This is a genomic window from Stenotrophomonas sp. 2694 (assembly GCF_040548715.1).
Classification (GTDB): Bacteria; Pseudomonadota; Gammaproteobacteria; order Xanthomonadales; family Xanthomonadaceae; genus Stenotrophomonas; species Stenotrophomonas indicatrix.
Genome location: NZ_JBEPSG010000017.1, coordinates 64,696 through 82,514, shown reverse-complemented (window position 1 = coordinate 82,514; position 17,819 = coordinate 64,696). Strand labels below are relative to the sequence as shown.

Sequence of the window (17,819 nt, the reverse complement as noted above, 5' to 3'; positions counted from 1 at the left end):
GCGGTGTGGGTATGCAGGACCGTTGGCGCCATGGATGGCGCCATCGAGCCCCCATGGATGGGTTTACGGCGTGTCCTGCATACCCACACCGCCCCGCCACCCCACGGAATGCACGCTGTTGCTGTTGCTGTTGCTGTTGCTTCGGCTGTTGCCGTTGCCTCTGCGGGTGCAGGGCGCAGCCCTGCTGAAGAACCCTCAAATATCTGTGGGAGCCAGCCCGTACTGCTCGGCGAAGCGCTTGCTGAAACTCGCTGCGGAACGATACCCCGCGCGCGCTGCCACGGTCTTCAACGGCAGATCGGTGGTGTACAGCAGCTGCATGCCATGGGCCAGTCGCGCTTCGGTCAGCAGCTGGCGCAGGCTGGTGGCTTCGGCGGCCAACCGCCGCCGCAGGGTCGCGCCACTCAGTGCGAAGTGCGCTTCAACGTCGCGCGACTGCCAGTCGCGGGCCGGCTCGGCGGCGATGCGGTCGCGGATCTGCTCGCCCAGCGTCGGTGCGTGCGGCAACAGCAGGTTGCCGTGGCCCTGCCGGCACCACGCCAGCACCAGCGTGGCCAGCGCCAACCGCGCTTCGCTGTAGTGGCCGTCCTGCAACGACTGCCGCCAGCTGCGCAGTACCGTGGCGTGATCGCCCAGCGCCTGCCGGGCCAGCGCCGCGCCGGCCGTTGGCAAGGCCTCGCTCCACAGCGTGCGCGCCGCCGCCAGGACTTCCGTGCACAGCGGCACGATCGCGCTGAGGTAGCGTCCGGTCTGCGGGTCCGGAGTGTTGACCACGTCGATGCGGCAACGCTGGGTGATCAGCAGGATGTCGCCGGGCACGAAGGTCAGCGACTGGTGGGCGGTACGTACCTGCTTGCGGCCTTCCAGCAGGATGGCGAACTGTGGCTGGGGAATTTCCACCGAACTGGCACCATGCTCGCGGCGGGCGGTGATGCAGGCATAGCCCTCAGCGCGTTGGCAGCCGGCGAGGCTGGCCATCTCCGCCAGTAGTGCCATGGCGGTGGGGGGCATGCCGGTCATATGACGTGCGAGCCCAGCAGGCGACCGACCGTGGCCGCGGCGGCCATCGCCAGTGCACCCCAGAACATCACGCGCAGGGCGCCGCGCGTGGGTGATGCGCCGCCGGCGCGTGCCGCCATCGCGCCGGTCAGGCACAGGCCGGCCAGCGTGCTGACCGTGGTGGCCGTGGCGACGTTCTGTACCGGCGTCAGCAGTGCGGTCAGCACCGGCAGCGCGGCGCCACAGGTGAAGGCGGCGGCCGACGCCAATGCGGCCTGCAACGGCCGCGCGCGCAGTTCCTCGGTGATGCCCAGTTCGTCGCGCGCGTGGGCACCCAGCGCGTCGTGGGCGGTCAGCTGTTCGGCAACCTGGCGCGCCAACGCCGGCTCCAGCCCGCGATGGCGGTAGATCGCGGTCAGTTCGTCCAGTTCGCTGTGCGGGTCTTCGTGCAGCTCGCGCTTCTCCATCGCCAGATCGGCATTTTCGGTATCGGCCTGGGTCTGCACCGATACATACTCGCCGGCGGCCATCGACATCGCGCCGGCCACAGTGCCGGCCACGCCGGTGGCCAGGATCGTGCTGGCCGAGGCGCCGCTGGCGGCCACGCCGACCACCAGGCCGGCGACCGAGACAATGCCATCGTTGGCGCCCAGTACGGCGGCCCGCAGCCAGCCGACGCGATCGGCACGGTGCAGCTCGGGATGTCGTGAATGGCGGCTCATGGCCCTGAGTGTACGAGGGTCAAGAGGGTGTCGGTAGGATGCTGAAACCCGTCACCGTCGCATGACGTAACGAGCCGCCACGCTATAGTGCGCCCTTGCGATGCAAGGCTCCCAGCCCCACATCCCCTGCCACCGTCCAGCGAGCCACTCCCTTGTCGAGCCCCAGCCACGTCGCCGATACGCCCATTACCGACCGCTCGCAACTGGTGGCGGAGATCGCCTCCGGCGAGAAGCCCCGTTCGCAGTGGCGCATCGGTACCGAGCACGAGAAGTTCGGGTTCCGCCTGGATGACCTGCGTCCGCCGACCTTCGATGGCGAGCGCGGCATCGAGGCTCTGCTCAACGGCCTGGTCCGCTTCGGCTGGACGCCGGTGCAGGAGAACGGCAACACCATCGCCCTGCTGCGTGATGGCGCCTCGGTGACCCTGGAGCCGGCGGGCCAGCTGGAGCTGTCCGGTGCGGCGCTGGAAACCATTCACCAGACCTGCGTGGAAACCGGCACCCACCTCAATGAAGTGGCGCAGGTGGCCGGCGAGCTGCAGCTGGGTTTCCTCGGCATGGGCTTCCAGCCGAAGTGGACGCGCGATGAAATGCCGTGGATGCCCAAGGGCCGCTACAAGATCATGCGCTCGTACATGCCCAAGGTCGGTTCGCTCGGCCTGGACATGATGACCCGCACCTGCACCGTGCAGGTGAACCTGGATTACGCCAGCGAAGCGGACATGGTGAAGAAGTTCCGCGTGTCGTTGGCGCTGCAGCCGATCGCCACCGCACTGTTCGCCGACTCGCCGTTCACCGAAGGCAAGCCGAACGGCTACCTCAGCTACCGCTCGCACATCTGGACCGATACCGATGCCGACCGTACCGGCATGCTCGACTTCGTGTTCGAGGATGGCTTCGGTTACGAGCGCTATGTCGACTACCTGCTCGATGTGCCGATGTATTTCTCCTACCGCGCTGGCATCTACCACGATGCCAGCGGGCAGAGCTTCCGCGACTTCATGCAGGGCAAGCTGCCGGTGCTGCCGGGCCAGCTGCCGACCCTGCGCGACTGGTCGGACCACACCACGACCGCGTTCCCGGAAGTGCGGTTGAAGAAGTACCTGGAAATGCGCGGTGCCGATGGTGGCCCGTGGAGCCGCCTGTGTGCGCTGCCGGCCTTCTGGGTGGGCCTGCTGTACGACGACACGGCGCTGGATGCGGCGTGGGATCTGGTGCGTGGCTTCAGCCTGGCCGAGCGCCATGCGCTGCGTGATGGCGTGCCCAAGCACGCGATGGGCCTGCCGTTCCGCGGTGGCACCGTGCGCGACCTCGCCCGCGAGGCGGTGAAGATTTCGGTGGATGGGCTCAAGCGCCGTGCGGCGCGCAATGCCGATGGCCAGGATGAAAGCAAGTTCCTGGACGTGCTGCAGGAAATCGTCGAGTCCGGCCTGACCCCGGCCGAGCGCAAGCTGGCGCTGTTCCATGGCCGCTGGCACGGTGACGTGGATCCGGTGTTCCGCGAGTTCGCGTACTGAAAATGCGCCCGCCGGGCATGGCCCGGCGCTACCCGCCACGAATCCGGTAGCGCCGGGCCATGCCCGGCGGGTGGCGTACGCAAAAAAACCCCGGCAATGCCGGGGTTTCTTCATTCCATCAGCGCAGCGATCAGGCCTTGATGGTGGCCATGTCGATCACGAAGCGGTAGCGCACATCGTTCTTGGCCATGCGCTCCCAGGCTTCGTTGACGTTCTTGATGTCGATCATCTCCACGTCGCTGACGATGCCGTGCTCGGCGCAGAAGTCCATCATCTCCTGGGTTTCGGCCATGCCGCCGATCGCCGAGCCGGTCAGGTTCCTGCGACCGAAGATCACGCTGCCACCGGTCAACGGCGGGTCCAGTTCGGTCAGCACACCGACCAGGCACATGGTCGCTTCGCGCTTGAGCAGGCCCATGTACGGGTTGGTGTCATGGCCGACCGGGATGGTGTTGAGCAGGAAGTCGAAGCTGCCGGCATGCGCCTTCATCTGCTCGGCATCGCGCGAAACCAGCACTTCGTCAGCGCCCAGGCGCTTGGCATCGGCACCCTTTTCCGGGGTGGTGGTGATCATCACCACGTGCGCGCCGAGCGCCTTGGCGAACTTCACGCCCATGTGGCCGAGGCCACCCAGACCGATCACGCCGACCTTCTGGCCCGGGCCGACCTTCCAGTGGCGCAGCGGCGACCAGGTGGTGATGCCGGCGCACAGCAGCGGCGCGGCTGCCTTCAGGTCCAGCGTTTCGGAGACCTTGACCACGAAGCGCTGCTCGACCACCACGTGGTCGGAATAGCCGCCGTAGGTCGGTGCGCCGCTTTCACGCTCGCGGCCGTTGTAGGTCCAGGTCGCACCTTCGGCGCAGTACTGCTCCAGGTCGTGCTGGCAGGCATCGCAATGGCGGCAGGAATCGACCATGCAGCCGACACCGGCGTGGTCGCCGACTTTGAAGCGGGTGACCTCGCTGCCGACTTCGGTGACCCGCCCGATGATCTCGTGGCCCGGCACCATCGGGTAGATCGAGCCACCCCAGTCGTCGCGGGCCTGGTGCAGGTCGGAATGGCAGATGCCGCTGTACAGGATCTCGATGCGCACATCGTTCGGGCCAACCGCGCGGCGCTCGAATTCGAAGGGCACCAGCGGGTCGGTATGGGTGTGGGCGGCGTAACCACGGGCGAGGGACATGGGGAATCCTTGGCAGGGTTTGTCGAAAGGCGTTTTACAATACGCTCCGTACCTCGGGGTAAGAAGCGTATATATCGGCATGATTCATCAAGGCAGACTGCACAATCATGGCCACTGACAACCTGACCCACCTGGCCGCCTTCGCTGCGGTCGCCCGCCACCGCAGTTTCCGCCGCGCCGGTGCCGAACTGGCCCTGTCGACCTCGGCGGTGAGCTATGCGATCCGCGCGCTGGAGGAACGGCTGGGGGTGGGCCTGTTCCACCGTACCACCCGCAGCGTGGCCCTGACCGAGGCCGGGCAGCGCCTGCTGGAGCGCCTGCAGCCGGCGCTGGGGCAGGTGCATGACGCGCTGGAGGAAATGAACCACTTCCGCGCGGTGCCGGCCGGCCTGCTGCGGATCAATGCGACGCGGGCGGCGGTGGCGACCCAGTTGGGGCCGCGGCTGGCGCGGTTCCTGCACGCGCATCCGGACGTACGGGTGGAGCTGACCGAGAACGATGGCCTGGTCGATATCGTTGCCGAGGGCTACGACGCTGGCGTGCGCCTGCACGAGTTCGTGCCCGAGGACATGGTGGCGGTGCCGATGGGGCCGCCGCTGCGCGGATTGATTGTCGGTTCACCCGAGTACCTGCGGCGCCGGCCGGCCCCGCAGCATCCGCGCGACCTGGCCGCGCACGAGTGCGTACGTTTCCGTTTCGCCAGCGGCCATCTGTACAAGTGGCAGTTCGAACGCGACGGCCAGACCCTGGAGATCGACGTACCGGGTCGACTGACGCTGTGCGAGCAGGGCACCGTGGTTGGCGCGGTGCTCGATGGCATCGGCCTGGCCTATGTGCTGGAAGACACCGCGCGGCCGTATCTGGACGACGGCCGACTGGTGGCGGTGCTGGAAGATTGGAGCGAACCGTTCGCCGGGTTTGCGCTGTACTACCCGAAACAGCGGCAGATGCCCGGTGCATTGCGTGCGTTCGTGGACATGCTGCGCGAATGAATCGCGATCACCCGCATCCACGCGTGGCGTGGATCTACTGACCATCGCCGCACGCCCATTTTGATCCACGCGCTGCATGGATGCCGTTACATCTAGTAGATCCACGCCATGCGTGGATTGGCGCCCGCTACGCAGTGACCAATTCATTCGACCAGCGCGTCATACCCTGCATCGCTGAACTGGATCAGGCAGAAGCCATGGCCGAACGGATCGGACAGCACGGCGATCTTTCCCCAGAGGCGTTCGCGGACGGGGCGTTCGAGCGTGGCGCCGGCTGCAACCGCGCGGGCAAGCGCCGCGTCGATGTCAGCGACCACCCAGTCCAGATGCACGGGCGTCCAGTGGCGCTCGTAATCGCGCACATCGCCGTCTTCGGTCGCTGCGCTGCCGGCATCGTTCTGCAGCAGGTACAGCGGCGTGGGGCCACCGAGCAGTTCCAGCGCACCGGGGCCGAGGCGGCGGCCGACCCGCAGGTCGAAGGCTGCGGTGTAGAAGGTTTCAGCGGCAGCAAGATCGGGCACGTCGAGGTTGACGATGAACGAAGTGGTGACGGAGTTCATGGAGACTTTCGTCATGTTGTTGGGCACGGATGTGCGGTCTAGGATCGAACTGTAGTTCAGGATCGGAGTGCCCGGTCGTTGCGATCGGTGGCCTCGTTGCCAGGGAGGATTCCATGCGGGATCTGGAAGTGGAAGCGCGAGTACGCAGGCTGGAGCGACGGGCAGGCCGATGGCGCTGGCTGCTGGTGGCTACCCCCGTCCTATTGATGTCGATTGTGCTGGCTGGTCGCGGATTTGCCAGGCCGGAGGTCGGCATTGTTCCGGAGATCCGCACCCAACGCCTGATCGTGCTTGATCAGGAAGGGCGCAAGCGGGTGGAGATCGGTGAGGACGCGCCGGATCTGGACATCAAGCGCAACGCCCGGGTGGCGGGGTTGATCATCTTCGATGGCAATGAACAGGAACGCGGAGGCATGGTCACCGCCGACGATGGCAGCGCTACGGTTGCCCTGGATGCGCCGCGTGGTGTCGGCTATCGCGTGTCAGATCGGGCCGGAATGAAAGTGGGAGCGGACGGTTCGGCGCTCATCGGTGTCCTGTCCAACGCCGGGGGCTTTGCCGCCAAGCTGATCGCGCAGGGGGCGGAAGGACAGTTGGAGGTGAGCCGCGTGGATTCCACCGAAGGCGGAGCATCCACCCGTGTGATCCACGTGGAGGCTGATAGCAGGTGACGGAACAACCACAGGCGCAAACAGGGAGCGCAACATGCATGAGCAGGATATAGCCGTACGCTTGGAACGCCTGGAACACAGGCTGCGCCGCAGGAATCTGCTTGCTGCCTCGATGTTCGCGCTGGGCGCATCGTTGGCCCTGATCGGGACCAGCGTAGCCACGCCCGATGCCGGCGTAGTGCCGGAGATCCGTACCTACAAGCTGACCGTGCTCGACAGTGAAGGGCGCACGCGCGTGCAGATTGCCGAGGATGCCAGTGACATTGCCCGCAACTCACGTGCAACGGGCATGACCATCTACGATGCGAAGGGCGATGAGCGCGGTGGCATCGGCACCATGGCCAACGGCAGCGCGGTAATGGCATTGGATGCACCGGTTGGCGTGGGATACAAGGTTCGCGATCGGGCGGGCATGAGAGTCGCGCCCGATGGCACCGCCGTGATCACGGCACTGTCCAACGAGGGCAGCTTTGCCGCCAGCCTGGTGGCGCAGGGCAACCAGGGGCGGCTTGAGCTGAGCCGCAAGGACTCGGCCAAGGGCGAGATCAGCACCCGTGTGCTGACCTTTGATTCGGACTCGACGAAGGTCGAGAAGGCGCCGTGATGTGTTCGGTGGCGAATGGCGCGCCGCATCCACGCGTGGCGTGGATCTACGGGGCCGGCGGGTAGTCGAGGTAGCCCTCGCTGCCGCCGCCGTAGTAAGTGCTGCGGTCGGGGATGGCCAGCGGGACATCGCGCTGCAGGCGCTCGACCAGATCCGGGTTGGCGATGAACGGTTGGCCGAAGGCGGCCAGATCGATGATGCCTTCCTCGACCAGCCGCAGGGCGCGTTCGCGGGTCATGCCGCCGGCCAGGATCACCGTACCGCCATAGGCCTGCTTGAAGGCCTTGAGGAAGGCCTCGCCGATCGCCGGTGCGCCGTGCAGGTAGTTGTCGTTCAGATGCACATAGGCCAGCGCGCGCTTGCCCAGTTCCTCGGCCAGGTACAGATAGCTGGCTTCGTTTTCCGCATAGGCGGGCATGTCGAAGACCTGGCTGTTCGGCGCAAGGCGCACGCCGATGCGGTGCGCGCCGATGCGCGCGGCCATCGCATCCACGGTGTCCAGGATCAGCCGCGCGCGGTTGCGCAGCGAACCGCCGTACACGTCCTGCCGGTCATTGGTGACCGGGTTGAGGAACTGCTCGAACAGATAGCCGTTTGCCGCATGCAGTTCGATGCCATCGAAGCCGGCGGCGATCGCGTTGTCGGCACCCTGCACGAAGTCGGCGACGATGCCCGGCACTTCTTCCGTGCTGAGTGCACGCGGCGGCGTCGGATCGGCATGGCCACGGCTGCCGTCGTCCAGGTACACGAACGAGGTGTTCTTCGGATCGCTCGCCACCGGCCGCGTGCCGGCGCTTACCGGCTGGCCGCCGTCGGGCTGCAGCGAGGCGTGTGACATGCGGCCGACGTGCCACAACTGCGCGAAGATCGCGCCCTGCGCAGCGTGTACGGCGTCGGTGACAAGCGTCCAACCGGCCACCTGCTCGGCCGACCAGATGCCCGGCACGTCGATGTAACCCTGGCCCTGCGCCGACACCGGCGTGCCTTCGCTGATGATCAGGCCGGCGCTGGCGCGCTGCCGGTAATACTGGGCGGTCAGCGCATTGGCGACGGCGCCGGGGTTGCGGGCGCGGGTCATCGGCGCCATCGCGATGCGGTTGTGCAGGGGTAGTCCAGTGAGGTCGAAGGGGCGGAACAGGGCGGCGGTCATGTCAGTCATCTCGGAGCGGGGGAGGGCGCCAACGGCGCGACAGCACCATGATGGAGTTGACATGCGGGCACATAAAGGCGGTAGATTTCCCGTCAGGCGGGACAATCTGTCCCCAATAAGCGAGCCTGCCGATGCTTCCCGTGGAATCCCTGAATGGCCTGGCGACCTTCGTCACCACGGCGCGCTCGGCCACCTTCACCGAGGCCGCCGACGCGCTGGGCATCTCCCGCTCGGCGGTCGGCAAGGCCATCGCCCGGCTGGAAACGCGGCTGGGCGTGCGCCTGTTCCATCGCACCACCCGGCGCATCGCGCTGACCACCGACGGCGAGGCGTACTACGCCTCCTGCGCCGCGGCCCTGGATGAAATCGCGGCGGCCGAAGCCTGCCTGGGCTCGGCTGCGCATCTGCCAAGCGGCCGCCTGCGCATCGACATGCCGTCCTCGTTCGGGCGGCTGGTGGTGCTGCCGGTACTGCTGCGCATGTGCAATGAACACCCGGACCTGCAGTTGACGATGACCTTCACCGATCACTTCGTTGACCCGGTGGAAGAGGGCATCGACCTGCTGATCCGCTTTGGCGGGCTGCATCACGCCGAGCACCTGGTCGCGCGCAAGCTGGCCAGCCAGCGCCTGGTGACCTGCGCGTCGCCGGCCTACCTGCAGGTCTATGGTGTGCCGCAGACGCTGGACGAACTGCGCGACCATCGCAGCGTGGTCGGCTTCCGTCATGGCCAGTCAGTGGCGTGGCGGATCGGCAGCGAGGGCACCAACGGCAGCTTCATCCCCAGTGCCACGCACCAGCTCAACGATGGCGATGCGGTGATCGAGGGGGCGATCGCCGGGTTGGGGATCTGCCAGATGCCGATGTCTCTGGTGCGCCATCACCTGGAATCCGGTGCGTTGCAGTCGGTACTGGACCACTGCACGCAGCACCATGTGGACATCCACGCGCTGTGGCCACAGACGCGGCATCTGCGGCCGAAGGTGCGTTACGTGGTGGAAGAGCTGACCCGGCTGGCCGCAGAGGGGGCGTTCGATTGAGGTCCGGATCGGCTCCTGTATACTATCCCCCAGTATAGTTCCGAGGCCGGCCCACGATGCCGCACTCTCCCGAAGAGAAAAAGAAGGTTCTGGCCCGCGTGCGCCGCATCCGCGGCCAGTGCGATGCGCTGGACCGCGCGCTGGAAGCCGGCGCCGACTGCGGGCCGGTGCTGCAGCAGATCGCCGCCATCCGTGGCGCGGTCAACGGCCTGATGTCCGAAGTGATGGAAGCGCACCTGCGCGAGGAGTTCGGCCAGCCCGCCGCCTCCGATGAACAACGCGCCGAACGCGTGCGCGACATGAGCGCGTTGATCCGCTCGTACCTGAAATGAACGACGGCGCGACACAGCGCCGCGCATCCTGTTTTCCGCAAGCCCTTTCTGGAGAGTGCCATCATGAAATCCCGTGCCGCCGTCGCCTTTGGTCCCGGCCAGCCGCTGCAGATCGTCGAGATCGACGTCGCCCCGCCGAAGGCGGGCGAAGTGCTGGTCAAGATCACCCACACCGGTGTCTGCCACACCGATGCGTTCACCCTGTCCGGCGATGATCCGGAAGGCCTGTTCCCGGTGGTGCTGGGCCATGAAGGCGCCGGCATCGTGGTGGAGGTGGGCGAGGGCGTGACCAGCGTCAAGCCGGGTGACCACGTCATTCCGCTGTACACCGCCGAATGTGGTGAATGCCTGTTCTGCAAGAGCGGCAAGACCAATCTGTGCGTGGCGGTGCGTGCCACCCAGGGCAAGGGCGTGATGCCCGATGGCACCAGCCGCTTCAGCTACAACGGCGAGCCGATCTACCACTACATGGGCTGCTCGACCTTCAGCGAATACACCGTCGTTGCCGAGGTGTCGCTGGCGAAGATCAACCCGGAAGCGAACCCGGAGCATGTCTGCCTGCTCGGCTGCGGCGTGACCACCGGCATCGGCGCGGTGCACAACACCGCCAAGGTGCAGGAAGGCGACAGCGTGGCCGTGTTCGGCCTGGGCGGCATCGGCCTTGCGGTCATCCAGGGTGCGCGCCAGGCCAAGGCCGGGCGCATCATCGCGGTGGACACCAACCCGTCCAAGTTCGAGCTGGCCCGCGAATTCGGCGCCACCGACTGCATCAACCCGAAGGACTTCGACAAGCCGATCCAGCAGGTGATCGTGGAGATGACCACCTGGGGTGTGGACCACAGCTTCGAGTGCATCGGCAACGTCAACGTGATGCGTGCGGCGCTGGAATGCGCCCACCGTGGCTGGGGCCAGAGCGTGGTGATCGGCGTGGCCGGTGCCGGGCAGGAAATCTCCACCCGCCCGTTCCAGCTGGTCACCGGCCGCAAGTGGATGGGCACCGCGTTTGGTGGCGTGAAGGGCCGCAGCCAGCTGCCGGGCATGGTCGAAGACGCGATGAAGGGCGATATCGAGCTGGCCCCGTTCGTCACCCACACCATGGACCTGGACAAGATCAACGACGCCTTCGACCTGATGCATGAAGGCAAGTCGATCCGTTCGGTCGTCCACTACTGAGCCGCGCCGGGCGGCAGGCGCTTGCCTGCCGTCCCTCGGGAGGAAACCTCATGGAACGTATCGAACACCGCGCCTGTGCCGGCGGTTGGCAGGATGTCTACCGCCATCATTCGACCACGCTGGGCTGCGACATGCAGTTCGCCGTGTACCTGCCGCCGCAGGCCGAAACCCGGAAGCTGCCGGTGCTGTACTGGCTGAGCGGACTCACCTGCACCGAGCAGAACTTCATCACCAAGGCCGGCGCGCAGCGCTATGCGGCCGAGCACGGCGTGATCATCGTCGCCCCGGACACCAGCCCACGCGGCGATGACGTGGCCGATGCCGACGGCTATGACCTGGGCAAGGGCGCGGGTTTCTATCTCAACGCCACACAGCAGCCGTGGGCCAAGCACTACCGCATGCACGACTACGTCGCTCACGAGCTGCCGGCGTTGATCGAGGCGGGTTTCCCGGCAACCGACGCACGGGGCATCAGTGGCCATTCGATGGGCGGCCATGGCGCGCTGGTGATTGCGCTGCGCAACCCGGGCCACTACCGCAGCGTGTCGGCGTTCTCGCCGATCGTGGCACCCAGCCACGTGCCGTGGGGGCAGAAGGCATTCGCCGCCTACCTCGGTGACAACCCGGCCGACTGGGCGCAGTGGGATGCCTGCGAACTTGTGGCCCACGCCGGCGAGCGCTTGCCGCTGCTGGTTGACCAGGGCGAGGGGGATGAGTTCCTGCACAGCCAGCTGCAGCCGCAGCGCCTGCAGCAGGCCTGCGATGCTGCCGGTCATCCGCTGAGCCTGCGCCTGCAGCCCGGCTACGACCACAGCTATTACTTCATCGCCAGCTTCATCGGCGAGCACATCGCGCACCACGCCCGGGCGCTGCACGTCTGACCCTGACGGTAGTGCCGGCCGCTGGCCGGCATTGCCTTGGGAACAGTCGAGCAAGCTCGACGCTACGGCGGCCAGCCGCCACGCATGGCGTGGCGCTTACACGTCGTCTTCTTCTTCCGCCGCTTCACGGCCCTGCTGGCGGATCAAGGCTTGTTCGCGCGCATCGTTGATGGCGTGGCGCACGCTGTCCAGGTCGACGGTGGATTCATCGTGCACGAAGGTGCCGGTGAGCTCACTGTCCGGCAGCAGGCTGCCCGCCTCGAACAGCGCCCACATTTCCTCGCCATACCAGCTGTCCAGCAGTTCGGGCGCGAAACGGCCCAGGTAGGCGGTGAGGTTGTTGACATCCCGCAGCAGCATGCTGCGCGCGGCGTTGTTGCCGCCCGCACTGACCACCTGAGGGAAATCGATCACCACCGGGCCATCGGGACCGACCAGCACGTTGTACGGCGAGAGATCGCCATGGATCAGGCCGCAGCACAGCATGCGCACCACCTGGCGGACCAGGGTCTGGTGGAACTGGCGGGCCTGCTCGGGCTCCAGCTCCACCTCGCCCAGGCGCGCGGCGGAGAAACCGTCGGCATCGGTGACCAGCTCCATCACCAGCACGCCGTGGTAGTAACCGTACGGCTCGGGCACGCGCACGCCGGCATCGCGCAGCTGGTACAGCGCGTCCACCTCGGTGTTCTTCCAGGCCGTTTCCTGCTGCTTGCGGCCGTATTTGCTGGCCTTGCCCACCGCACGCGCCTCGCGGCTGCCGCGCACCTTGCGACCTTCCTGGTACTGCACGCGCTGCTGGAAGCTGCGCTGGGCCATGTCCTTGTAGACCTTCGCGCAGCGCACCTCGTTGCCGCTGCGTACCACGTACACGGCCGCTTCCTTGCCGCTCTTGAGCGGGCGTAGAACTTCATCGATCACGCCGTCGTCGATCAGGGCGCGCAGTCCTTCCGGGGTTTTCACGGGATCTCTGGGGCGGCCGGCGCGGACGCGCTGGCCAGAATGGGGAGGAATCTGCGCATTTTACAGGTCGCGGCTGCCCAGCGGCTTCCCGGCTGGCCCGCGAGCGTCGCTGGGCAACCGTCCCACGAGACGGCTGCCACCGTCGCGGATTTTCCAAAGTGGATCACGCCACCGTGGCGGCGCGGCGCGCTATCGTGCGGCCATACGGTCTTGCCGATGGGGGATGCATGCCGGTTGCGCTGGCGCTGCTGTTCGTGGTCTGCCACGGTCTGGCCGTGGCGTTCTGGCCGGGCCCGGCCGGCGGTAGCTCGTTCGTGTTTCTCACCGCCGCGCCGCTACTGGCCGCGGCCGCCTGCCTGTGGCGTGGCCAGCGGGACCGCGCCGCGCTGGGCTGGCGCGCCACGGCACTGGCACTGCTGCTCTGGGCCGGCGGCATGGCCTTCAACATGATCGATGCGCTGGGCGCCGACCGCGCCAACATCACCCCGCGCGCCAGCCTGCTGTTGTATGTGCTGTACGGCGTGCCGCTGGTGTTCATCCTGGCCCGCGCCCGTCGCGAACGCCGGATGATCAGTCTGATCGACGGCGTGATGGCCGCCCTGCTGGGCGTGCTGTTCTTCGTGCATACCCAGTCCTTCGCCGACCGCATCGATATTGACGACCAGGCGATGGCGCACATGCAGCGCATGTTCGACATCCAGAACCTGTGCATCGCCGGTTTCGCGGTGGTGCGCTGGGTCGCCGGCGATGCGCCTGAACGGCGCAGCTTCTACCGCGCGCTGGCGCTGTATGCGCTGTCCTATCTGCTGGTTGCGTTCTACATCAATCACTACACCGCCGAGCAGTCGTTCGGCGCCTACAACGATCTGCTGATCGACCTGCCGTTCCTGCTGCTGGCGCTGCTGGCGCTGCGTCAGGCACCCGCACCGGGCTTCGTGCTGCATCCTCGCCTGCTGCGATTGGTGCAGGCCGGTGGACCGATCATCCTGCCCTTGTTGCTGCTGGTGGTCGGCACCCTGGTGGTGGACCACGCGCGGCCGTTGGCGCTGACCGGGTTCGTGGTGGCAACGCTGGGCTTCAGCCTGCGCAGCACGTTGCTGCAGCTCGACCTGCTGGAACGACAGGCCGGCCTGGATCAGATGGCGCGGCAGGATGGCCTGACCGGCGTAGCCAATCGCCGTCAGTTCGATACGCTGCTGCTGGCCGAATGGAACCGGGCGCGACGCAGCGGCAGCGAACTGGCATTGCTGCTGGTGGACATCGACCATTTCAAGGCATTCAACGACGAGCACGGTCATCCTGCCGGCGACCGCTGCCTGCAGGCGGTGGCCGCGGTGCTGCAGGCCACCGCCGGGCGCGCGGCCGACAGCGTGGCGCGCTATGGCGGTGAGGAATTCGCGGTGATCGTGCCCGGCAGCCCACTGTCGGGTGTGCTGGCGCTGGCCGAGCGCCTGCGCGAGGCGGTGGAAGCGCTGCCGCTGCCGGAAGGCCGGGTCAGCATCAGCGTGGGCGTGGGTTACCTGCATCCGCCGGCGCTGGCCACCGCCGAACAGTTGCTGGCCGATGCCGATGCCGGCCTGTACGCGGCCAAGCGTGCGGGCCGCAACCAGGTGATCCTGCACGCACACGTGCTGGACGACGACGGGGGCGCGCACGACACGCTGGACTGTTGAGCATGGCTGCGCGACTGCCACGGCAGGAAAGTGCGTGGTTGATCGGCGCTGGCGCGACCGCCCGGTCGGATCCAGCAGGCGCAGGCGTTGTCGGCCAGCGGCCGGCACTACCCTGGCAGGCAGCCCGCGTCAGGCCGCCGCAGGCCAGTACCTCGCCAAGGTGGCGATACCTACGGATCACGTGTTTCCACCAGCACCGGGCAAGGCGCATGGTCGATCGTCCATTGCCCCACCGAGGGCTCGAACAAGCGCTGCAGGCGTGACAGATGGCGGTGGCCGATGACGATCAGGTCGCATTGCAGGCGACGCGCCTGCGCGCTGATCACTTCGCCAGGATCGCCGGAAGGCAGCTGTGCGATGGCGTCCACGCCGCGCTCGCGCAGCTCGGCCAGGGCGTCGGCCAGTACCGCTTCGGCATGCGCCTGCTGCCGGGCGGCGGCGGGATACTCACGGCGGTCGGCATCGGTGGCACCAACGGCCAGTGCGAATTCGGGGTCAAGCACGCACAGCAGGTGCAGGCGGCTGCGGGGGCCGGCCATGGTGGCGGCCAGGTCCAGCACGCGGTCGTGCTGGGGGCCGCCATCAAGCGCGACCAGCAGGGTGTTGAACATGGAAAGCTCCTTTGCAGGGCGCTGATGGTCGCTGATGTCGTCGCGCGCACCCATGCCGTGCGCCGCAGTCAATGCGTGCGTACAACGCAATTCTGGATGATCTGGATTGCAGTAGAGTCATCCCATTTGCGGGAGACTGCCATGCCCTTGCCGGACCTGAACCTGTTGCTGGCACTGGATGTGCTGATCGACGAATGCAGCGTGGCGGCCGCTGCGCGACGGATGAATCTCAGTGCGCCGGCGATGAGCCGTACCCTGGGCCGGGTACGGGTAGCCCTGGGTGATCCGGTGCTGGTGCGCGCCGGCCGTGGGCTCGCCCCCACGCCACGCGCGCTGGAACTGCGTGAGCAGGTGCGCGATGTGATCGAGCAGGCACACCGCGTGTTCAATGCGGGCCGCGAGGTCGACATGGCCACGCTGGAACGAACGTTCAGCGTGCGCGCCAACGATGTGTTCATCGGCAGCTATGGCGGCCGCCTGCGTGATGTCTTCCGCCAGCAGGCACCGCGCTGCATGCTGCGCTTCGTGCCCGAAGGCGATACCGATGACGATGCGATGGTGCAGGGGCGGATCGACCTGTACATCAGCACGGCCGGCAAGCACAGCCCGGAAACCAAGGTGCAGCACCTGTTCACCACCTCGCTGCTGGGCGCTGCACGCGAGGATCATCCGTTGTTCGACGGCGACATCAGTGTCGAGCGCTTCGCCGCGTGCGACCACATCGCCGTGTCCCGGCGCGGGCTTGCGCATGGCCCGATCGACGAAGAGCTGGCAGCGCTTGGTCTGCAACGGCGGGTGGCGGTGGTCATCCCTACCTTCCATGGCGCGATCTTTGCTGCCGCCGATTCGGACCTGGTGCTGCCGCAGATGCCAAGCGTGATGCTCGACCGCATCACCCGCATGGGCCTGCCGCTGCGGATGTTCCCGCTGCCGGTGCCGGTGCGGACCGTAGCGCTGGTGCAGGCCTGGCACCCACGCATGGACAACGACCCGGCCCACCAGTGGCTGCGGCGGGCGATCAAGGGCATGTGCGATTCGGTCGAGGCGGCCCACCACTGATTGCCTGCGGGCGTGCGCCGGACGCACGCCTGCGATGCCGGGCACGCCATTTTTCGCAGGCAACGGCCTTTCTAGACTGCGCTCCCGAAAGTTTCACTGAGCGCAATCCAATGTCTCCATATATGCCGTGTACTGCACGGATCGGCAGCCGGCAGTGAGCACGCCGGCCGCCATGCCCGCGGCGCCGGCAGCGCCCCGGCCCGTCGCTGCACCCGGCTTCGACCGGCGCATCCTGGTTGGGCTGTGCGGTGTGCTGCTGGCAGTGCTGGTGTCGGGTTTCAACGAGAACGTCACCAAGGTCGCGCTGGCCGACATCCGCGGTGCGATGGGTTTCAGCGTCGATGACGGCAGCTGGATCGTGGCGCTGTACAGCGCCATGTCGGTCAGCGCGATGGCATTCGCACCGTGGTGCGCAGCCACCTTCTCGCTGCGCCGCTTTGCGCTGGCGATGATCGGCGGCTTCATGGTGCTGGGCGTGCTGTGCCCGCTCGCCCCCAACCTGCAGACCTTTCTGCTGCTGCGCGCATTGCAGGGCCTGTGTGGGGGCGCGCTGCCGCCGCTGCTGATGAGCGTGGCGCTGCGCTTCCTGCCGCCGGGCATCAAGCTGTACGGCCTGGCCGCCTACGCACTGACCGCCACCTTCGGGCCGAGCATGGGCACTCCGCTGGCCGCATTCTGGGTGGAGCAGGTGGGCTGGCACTGGGCGTTCTGGCAGATCGTGCCGTATTGCCTGGCGGCGATGGCGATGGTCGGCTGGGGCCTGCCACAGGATCCCCTGCGGCTGGAGCGCTTCGCACAGTTCGACGGCGTCGGCCTGATGCTCGGCCTGCCGGCGCTGGTGCTGCTGGTACTGGGTTTGGTGCAGGGCCCGCGCCTGAACTGGTTCGACTCGTCGTTGATCACGCTGATGCTGGGGGGCGGTGCGGGTCTGCTGGTGTTGTTCTTCATCAACGAGTGGTTCCATCCACTGCCGTTCTTCAAGCTGCAGCTGCTGGCCAACCGCAACCTCAGCTACTCGCTGATCACCCTCGGTGGCGTGCTGTTCGTGCTGCTGGCGGTGATCTCCATTCCTTCCGGCTTCCTCGCCAGCGTGCAGGGCTATCGCCCGCAACAGACCGCGCCGATGCTGCTGTGGGTGGCGGTGCCGCAGGTCATCGCGCTGCCGTTGGTCGCCGCACTGCTGAACATCCGTGTGATCGATTGCCGTTGGGTGCAGGCCACCGGCCTGGCCCTGCTGGCGCTGGCCTGCTGGCTGGGCGCGCATCTGGACGTCAGCTGGATACGCGACAACTTCCTGTGGGTACAGCTGCTGCAGGTGTTTGCGCAGCCGATGGCGGTGCTGCCGCTGCTGATGCTGGCCACCGGCGGCTTGGCGCCACAGGACGGTCCCTTTGCCTCGGCGTGGTTCAACACGGTCAAGGGCTTTGCTGCGGTGCTGGCCAGCGGCGTGCTGGAAGCGGTCGCGCAGGGACGCCGCCATTTCCACTCCACCGTGCTGGTCGAGCGACTTGGCGAACAGCCGTGGCTGGCCGAAGGGCCGCAGCTTGGCGCGCGCCTGCATGCGCAGGTGCAGGCGTTGACCTCGGCCGATCTCTACCTGCTGGTCGCGTTGGTCGCGCTGGCCTTCATTCCCCTCATTGCCTGGATGCCCACCCGCATCCATCCGCCACGTGCCGTGGCCTGATCCCTTCG

18 protein-coding genes are annotated in these 17,819 nt (G+C 67.1%); 11 read left to right on the top strand and 7 right to left on the bottom strand.

Going from position 1 to position 17,819, the window contains the following annotated elements:
* Positions 1–195: 195 nt before the first annotated feature.
* Together ABIA73_RS16850 and ABIA73_RS16845 are read right to left on the bottom strand one after the other, a co-directional pair.
* Positions 196–1,020, bottom strand: a complete 825-nt coding sequence (locus ABIA73_RS16850; protein WP_025874080.1) for a helix-turn-helix transcriptional regulator — start codon at positions 1,018–1,020, stop codon at positions 196–198.
* Positions 1,017–1,721, bottom strand: a complete 705-nt coding sequence (locus tag ABIA73_RS16845) for a VIT1/CCC1 transporter family protein (protein WP_354276055.1) — start codon at positions 1,719–1,721, stop codon at positions 1,017–1,019. Before ABIA73_RS16845 ends, ABIA73_RS16850 begins: the two co-directional genes overlap by 4 nt.
* Before the next feature lie 152 nt (positions 1,722–1,873).
* Here ABIA73_RS16845 and ABIA73_RS16840 point away from each other — a divergent pair, with 152 nt between their 5' ends.
* Entirely contained in the window at positions 1,874–3,238 is a 1,365-nt protein-coding gene (locus tag ABIA73_RS16840) for a glutamate--cysteine ligase (RefSeq protein WP_354276054.1), read from the top strand.
* A 130-nt stretch (positions 3,239–3,368) separates the two neighbouring features.
* Here ABIA73_RS16840 and ABIA73_RS16835 read toward each other — a convergent pair whose 3' ends face one another.
* Positions 3,369–4,421 (bottom strand): NAD(P)-dependent alcohol dehydrogenase, encoded by a 1,053-nt coding sequence (locus ABIA73_RS16835; RefSeq protein WP_263930078.1) that lies wholly within the window; start codon positions 4,419–4,421, stop codon positions 3,369–3,371.
* A 107-nt stretch (positions 4,422–4,528) separates the two neighbouring features.
* Between ABIA73_RS16835 and ABIA73_RS16830 the strand changes: the two genes are divergently transcribed.
* Positions 4,529–5,413: a LysR family transcriptional regulator gene (locus ABIA73_RS16830; RefSeq protein WP_025874084.1), complete on the top strand. Its 885-nt coding sequence runs from the start codon at positions 4,529–4,531 to the stop codon at positions 5,411–5,413.
* A gap of 143 nt (positions 5,414–5,556) precedes the next feature.
* Here ABIA73_RS16830 and ABIA73_RS16825 read toward each other — a convergent pair whose 3' ends face one another.
* Positions 5,557–5,973 carry a VOC family protein gene (locus tag ABIA73_RS16825; protein ID WP_313283749.1) on the bottom strand — a complete coding sequence of 139 codons (417 nt, stop codon included), beginning with the start codon at positions 5,971–5,973 and terminating at the stop codon, positions 5,557–5,559.
* 113 nt (positions 5,974–6,086) lie between these two features.
* On the opposite strand from ABIA73_RS16825, the gene ABIA73_RS16820 reads away from it, so the two are divergent.
* Both ABIA73_RS16820 and ABIA73_RS16815 read left to right on the top strand, forming a co-directional pair.
* Positions 6,087–6,644 (top strand): hypothetical protein, encoded by a 558-nt coding sequence (locus ABIA73_RS16820; RefSeq protein ID WP_140393528.1) that lies wholly within the window; start codon positions 6,087–6,089, stop codon positions 6,642–6,644.
* Positions 6,645–6,678: 34 nt separating this feature from the next.
* Positions 6,679–7,248 (top strand): hypothetical protein, encoded by a 570-nt coding sequence (locus ABIA73_RS16815; protein WP_263930079.1) that lies wholly within the window; start codon positions 6,679–6,681, stop codon positions 7,246–7,248.
* A 46-nt stretch (positions 7,249–7,294) separates the two neighbouring features.
* Here ABIA73_RS16815 and ABIA73_RS16810 read toward each other — a convergent pair whose 3' ends face one another.
* A complete protein-coding gene (locus ABIA73_RS16810; protein ID WP_354276053.1) occupies positions 7,295–8,398 on the bottom strand; it encodes an alkene reductase in 1,104 nt (367 codons plus the stop codon).
* Positions 8,399–8,529: 131 nt separating this feature from the next.
* Between ABIA73_RS16810 and ABIA73_RS16805 the strand changes: the two genes are divergently transcribed.
* From ABIA73_RS16805 to fghA, 4 genes are all read left to right on the top strand, one after another.
* Complete coding sequence (locus tag ABIA73_RS16805) at positions 8,530–9,438, top strand: LysR family transcriptional regulator (protein ID WP_354276052.1); 909 nt, start codon at positions 8,530–8,532, stop codon at positions 9,436–9,438.
* 56 nt (positions 9,439–9,494) lie between these two features.
* Complete coding sequence (gene frmR, locus ABIA73_RS16800; protein WP_005411009.1) at positions 9,495–9,770, top strand: formaldehyde-responsive transcriptional repressor FrmR; 276 nt, start codon at positions 9,495–9,497, stop codon at positions 9,768–9,770.
* Positions 9,771–9,833: 63 nt separating this feature from the next.
* Entirely contained in the window at positions 9,834–10,943 is a 1,110-nt protein-coding gene (locus ABIA73_RS16795) for an S-(hydroxymethyl)glutathione dehydrogenase/class III alcohol dehydrogenase (protein ID WP_354276051.1), read from the top strand.
* Positions 10,944–10,993: 50 nt separating this feature from the next.
* Positions 10,994–11,824 carry an S-formylglutathione hydrolase gene (gene fghA / locus ABIA73_RS16790; protein WP_354276050.1) on the top strand — a complete coding sequence of 277 codons (831 nt, stop codon included), beginning with the start codon at positions 10,994–10,996 and terminating at the stop codon, positions 11,822–11,824.
* A gap of 96 nt (positions 11,825–11,920) precedes the next feature.
* On the opposite strand, the gene ABIA73_RS16785 is transcribed toward fghA, so the two are convergent.
* Positions 11,921–12,784 (bottom strand): PA4780 family RIO1-like protein kinase, encoded by an 864-nt coding sequence (locus tag ABIA73_RS16785; protein WP_025874091.1) that lies wholly within the window; start codon positions 12,782–12,784, stop codon positions 11,921–11,923.
* A 227-nt stretch (positions 12,785–13,011) separates the two neighbouring features.
* Between ABIA73_RS16785 and ABIA73_RS16780 the strand changes: the two genes are divergently transcribed.
* A complete protein-coding gene (locus ABIA73_RS16780) occupies positions 13,012–14,457 on the top strand; it encodes a GGDEF domain-containing protein (protein WP_025874092.1) in 1,446 nt (481 codons plus the stop codon).
* A 170-nt stretch (positions 14,458–14,627) separates the two neighbouring features.
* Here the strand turns inward: ABIA73_RS16780 and ABIA73_RS16775 are convergent, their stop codons facing one another.
* On the bottom strand, positions 14,628–15,068 hold the full coding sequence (locus ABIA73_RS16775) for a universal stress protein (protein WP_354276049.1): 441 nt from the start codon (positions 15,066–15,068) through the stop codon (positions 14,628–14,630).
* A gap of 141 nt (positions 15,069–15,209) precedes the next feature.
* Between ABIA73_RS16775 and ABIA73_RS16770 the strand changes: the two genes are divergently transcribed.
* Both ABIA73_RS16770 and ABIA73_RS16765 read left to right on the top strand, forming a co-directional pair.
* Entirely contained in the window at positions 15,210–16,127 is a 918-nt protein-coding gene (locus ABIA73_RS16770) for a LysR family transcriptional regulator (protein ID WP_025874094.1), read from the top strand.
* A 154-nt stretch (positions 16,128–16,281) separates the two neighbouring features.
* Complete coding sequence (locus ABIA73_RS16765; protein ID WP_223483215.1) at positions 16,282–17,811, top strand: MFS transporter; 1,530 nt, start codon at positions 16,282–16,284, stop codon at positions 17,809–17,811.
* Positions 17,812–17,819 lie beyond the last annotated feature (8 nt).

Coding starts and splice junctions, on each gene's coding strand:
- ABIA73_RS16850 (WP_025874080.1), bottom strand. CDS start 1,020: ATGACCGGCATGCCCCCCACCGCCATGGCACTACTGGCGGAGATGGCC.
- ABIA73_RS16845 (WP_354276055.1), bottom strand. CDS start 1,721: ATGAGCCGCCATTCACGACATCCCGAGCTGCACCGTGCCGATCGCGTC.
- ABIA73_RS16835 (WP_263930078.1), bottom strand. CDS start 4,421: ATGTCCCTCGCCCGTGGTTACGCCGCCCACACCCATACCGACCCGCTG.
- ABIA73_RS16830 (WP_025874084.1), top strand. CDS start 4,529: ATGGCCACTGACAACCTGACCCACCTGGCCGCCTTCGCTGCGGTCGCC.
- ABIA73_RS16825 (WP_313283749.1), bottom strand. CDS start 5,973: ATGAACTCCGTCACCACTTCGTTCATCGTCAACCTCGACGTGCCCGAT.
- ABIA73_RS16820 (WP_140393528.1), top strand. CDS start 6,087: ATGCGGGATCTGGAAGTGGAAGCGCGAGTACGCAGGCTGGAGCGACGG.
- ABIA73_RS16815 (WP_263930079.1), top strand. CDS start 6,679: ATGCATGAGCAGGATATAGCCGTACGCTTGGAACGCCTGGAACACAGG.
- ABIA73_RS16810 (WP_354276053.1), bottom strand. CDS start 8,398: ATGACCGCCGCCCTGTTCCGCCCCTTCGACCTCACTGGACTACCCCTG.
- ABIA73_RS16805 (WP_354276052.1), top strand. CDS start 8,530: ATGCTTCCCGTGGAATCCCTGAATGGCCTGGCGACCTTCGTCACCACG.
- frmR (WP_005411009.1), top strand. CDS start 9,495: ATGCCGCACTCTCCCGAAGAGAAAAAGAAGGTTCTGGCCCGCGTGCGC.
- ABIA73_RS16795 (WP_354276051.1), top strand. CDS start 9,834: ATGAAATCCCGTGCCGCCGTCGCCTTTGGTCCCGGCCAGCCGCTGCAG.
- fghA (WP_354276050.1), top strand. CDS start 10,994: ATGGAACGTATCGAACACCGCGCCTGTGCCGGCGGTTGGCAGGATGTC.
- ABIA73_RS16780 (WP_025874092.1), top strand. CDS start 13,012: ATGCCGGTTGCGCTGGCGCTGCTGTTCGTGGTCTGCCACGGTCTGGCC.
- ABIA73_RS16775 (WP_354276049.1), bottom strand. CDS start 15,068: ATGTTCAACACCCTGCTGGTCGCGCTTGATGGCGGCCCCCAGCACGAC.
- ABIA73_RS16770 (WP_025874094.1), top strand. CDS start 15,210: ATGCCCTTGCCGGACCTGAACCTGTTGCTGGCACTGGATGTGCTGATC.